The sequence below is a fragment of the Bacteroidota bacterium genome (assembly GCA_018831055.1).
Lineage (GTDB): Bacteria > Bacteroidota > Bacteroidia > Bacteroidales > B18-G4 > M55B132.
The window spans coordinates 1-3,189 of record JAHJRE010000223.1 but is presented as its reverse complement, the minus strand read 5'-3'; the positions used below and the strand labels follow the sequence as shown (position 1 = coordinate 3,189).

3 protein-coding genes are annotated in these 3,189 nt (G+C 42.4%); 2 read left to right on the top strand and 1 reads right to left on the bottom strand.

Annotated features, from left to right (window positions below; all coding sequences use genetic code 11):
- Both KKA81_14765 and KKA81_14760 read left to right on the top strand, forming a co-directional pair.
- Positions 1-877, top strand: an 877-nt coding sequence (locus KKA81_14765; protein ID MBU2652188.1) for a hypothetical protein, incomplete at its 5' end; no start/stop codon positions are given.
- A gap of 31 nt (positions 878-908) precedes the next feature.
- Complete coding sequence (locus tag KKA81_14760) at positions 909-1,628, top strand: (Fe-S)-binding protein (protein MBU2652187.1); 720 nt, start codon at positions 909-911, stop codon at positions 1,626-1,628.
- A 2-nt stretch (positions 1,629-1,630) separates the two neighbouring features.
- On the opposite strand, the gene KKA81_14755 is transcribed toward KKA81_14760, so the two are convergent.
- Complete coding sequence (locus tag KKA81_14755; GenBank protein ID MBU2652186.1) at positions 1,631-2,995, bottom strand: AhpC/TSA family protein; 1,365 nt, start codon at positions 2,993-2,995, stop codon at positions 1,631-1,633.
- Between the last annotated feature and the right edge of the window lie 194 nt (positions 2,996-3,189).

Genomic DNA, 3,189 nt, shown 5'->3' with positions numbered 1-3,189 from the left:
CGGCGAAATAGGATTTCCTCCTTTGCTGATCAATGGAAAACCGATCAAAGGCGGTAAAGCTCTGCTTGATGTTTCTCATAGCAGCCAATATGCGAGTGCCCTCATGCTCATCGCTCCTATGCTGCAGAAGGGACTTGAGGTAAAATTCACCGGGAAGAGGGTTTCCATGCCTTACCTGCAAATGACTGCATCGTTGATGAGAATGGCCGGCATACCTGTTTCTATGGATAACAATGGATTTAATATTCCTTATTCATCTTTCCTGAATACACGGATTGATGGCGAAAAAGACTGGAGCTCTGCTGCCTTTTGGTACGAAGCCCTGGCACTGGCACAAAGAGGGGAGATTTTCTTCCCCGGTTTAAAGATCAGCGATATTCAAGGAGACCGGTTTTGTATGGATTTATTTTGTAAACTAGGTATAAATACAGTTGTTAAGCCGGAAGGAGTCCTTATTTGCAAGGAAGGCCGGCCAAAGGAAACTGTGGATGAGGTGTTAACGGATTATCCTGATCTTGTGTTGCCTTTTTTTTCTGCGATGGCAGGATTGCAGGTACCGGGCAGGATACAGGGTATAACACATCTTCATTATAAGGAATCGGACCGATTACAAACCCTGTCGGAAGAACTGATCAGGGCTGGATTTAACATATTCATTACTGAAGATGCGTTGATCCTGAATAAAGGCAGGGTTAACCAGGATAAATACATCCTGGATGCTCATGATGATCATCGTATTTTTATGGGTCTGTTGCCCCTATGCCAGGTTCTTGGTAAGATCAGGGTTTCTGGTGCATCTTCGGTAAAAAAATCGTATCCGGATTTTATCTCTCAAATTCGTGATTTGGGTTTTACGGTAGACATATCCGGTGAATGAATTTTCATTACATTTGCTTCAAATGTATGCCATGATCGTCGATGTATTTATCCCCTGCTTTATTGATCAGATTTACCCCGAAACTGCTTTTAACATGATACGCATCCTGGAAAAATGCGGTGTTAAGGTTCACTATAACGATCAACAAACCTGCTGCGGGCAGATGGCTTTCAATAGCGGTTTTTGGGATGAGGCCAAAGCGATTGGTGAAAAATTCATAAAAGATTTTCAGGGAGATCATTATGTGGTTGGCCCATCGGCATCCTGTGTGGGCTATGTCAGGAATTATTATCATGAATTATTTCAGAACACCTCCATGCATCTGGAATACCGAAGTCTTCAAAAACGTATCTACGAGTTCTCTGATTTCCTGGTAAATGTATTGAAAGTAGAAGATGTGGGAGCTGAGTTCAGTCATACTGTTACTTACCATGATTCGTGTGCCGCATTGCGTGAATACGGGATAAAAGAGGAGCCCCGGCGTTTACTGGCAAAAGTCAGGGGGCTGAACCTGATAGAGATGAAGGGTACGGATGTTTGTTGCGGTTTTGGAGGTACTTTTTCGGTGAAGCACCCATCCATCGCTTCAGCCATGGCTGAGCAGAAAATTGAACACGCCCTGGAGACGGGTGCAGAATATATCGTTTCCACAGATGCATCCTGTTTGATGCATCAGGATGGCTATATCAGAAAGAACAATATTTCACTGAAGGTGATCCACATTGCTGATGTGCTGGCATCAGGATGGTAGTGCTATTTCCCCTTTAACTCAAGCAGTTTTAACCGGAGTTCGGCCGGACCTGAAGGTTTGTATAATATTTTCATTTTACGGTCGGTGAGAAACATCATAGGTGTGGCATAAATGCTGTAATCGGCTGCTGCCTGAGTGTTCCATCCCATGAAGTCGGCTTCATGTTTCCAGGGGATCTGTAGTTCCTGCAAAGTTTTTTCATAGGAAGTTTGGCTGGAATCAACAGAAACGGATACAATTTCCAGGAAATCCCTAGGGAATTCCTGGTAAACATCCTTTAATCCGGGGATGATGGATTTACAATGCGGGCACCAGCTTGCCCAGAATAATACAAGCTTGTAATCGGCAGACAGACCGGAGAGCGATGTAGGTTGACCCTTTAGGCTGATATCCGGTGCAATATTGCCTACTGCCAGTTTTTTGATGTTTTCCATCCTCTTTTCCAGTTCCGATTTTCTTTCTTCATTCACACAGGTCTCCACCACAGAATATGTCTTACCGATATGATCCACGAGATTGTCGAACCCAAACTGCTGAAACCCGTCAATCAGGTATTTTAGTGTAAAATGGTAGATGTCTTCATTATCCATCATATGCAGCAGGATGCTGTCAACCGCCTGCCGGAATAGTTCTTCCTGCAATACTTTGGCGATGCCGGGATCCCGGTAAAGAGTCAGGTAACCGATGATCTTTCCGGGAAGAATGTTTAGGTTCAGGAGGATGGGTTTATCGAAAACAAGTCCGTCGAAATAATGCTTTCGAAGGTACTCCTCCTGTTTTTCAATGGGAACTTCAAGGTCAATCATTAACGGACGGTCGAAGCGGATAAAATCTGAAACCAGCAAACCTTCATTCTTTTCGATAATCATATTGGTATAATTCAGAAATTCATTCTGCAGGATCTCGTAATGCGCTTCAGCAAGAGGATAGAACCCGTCATTTCTGGGGTATTGGCCTATAATAGGGTTAAGCAGCTCCAGTTTCAGTTGGTTTTCATTTCTTTTTTTCAAATAATCATAAAAAAGAATATTTTCCACGGAACTTGAAACCTGTATGTTTCCTGGAGGGGATTCCAAATTGGTTTTAAAACGGATATTTTCATTATTGATGATGAGATCAAGAAACTGATCCCGGCCAAAAACTAAACGGTAAACACCTGGTTTATAATTGGGTGTTGTTTCCAGGAAGAAATTACCCAAAGCATCGGTACTGACCGAATCGATTATTCTGCTCATGTCTCCGCGGAAGGATGCAATGTATATCTTTTCATCCGAAAGGCCTTCGATTTGGCCTTTGACAGAGTATTCCTGACCAAACGACAAAGCTGTGATAAACAGAAATGCCAGTAATGCAGTCTTTTTCTTCATAATAGAATCGTATTACATTCTTTGATGGAACCCACCTGCTGAAGATTTAATGAATACTATGTTTGGGTTATCTGATTTGAAGGGGTTAAAGATATAAAATAACTGCCGTTACGTTTCGTTTTGTATCTTGTCTTTTTTGGTTTTATGCTTATGGGGAAAGATAAATAAAAAGCTTCAGGTTTCAGGTTACAGGT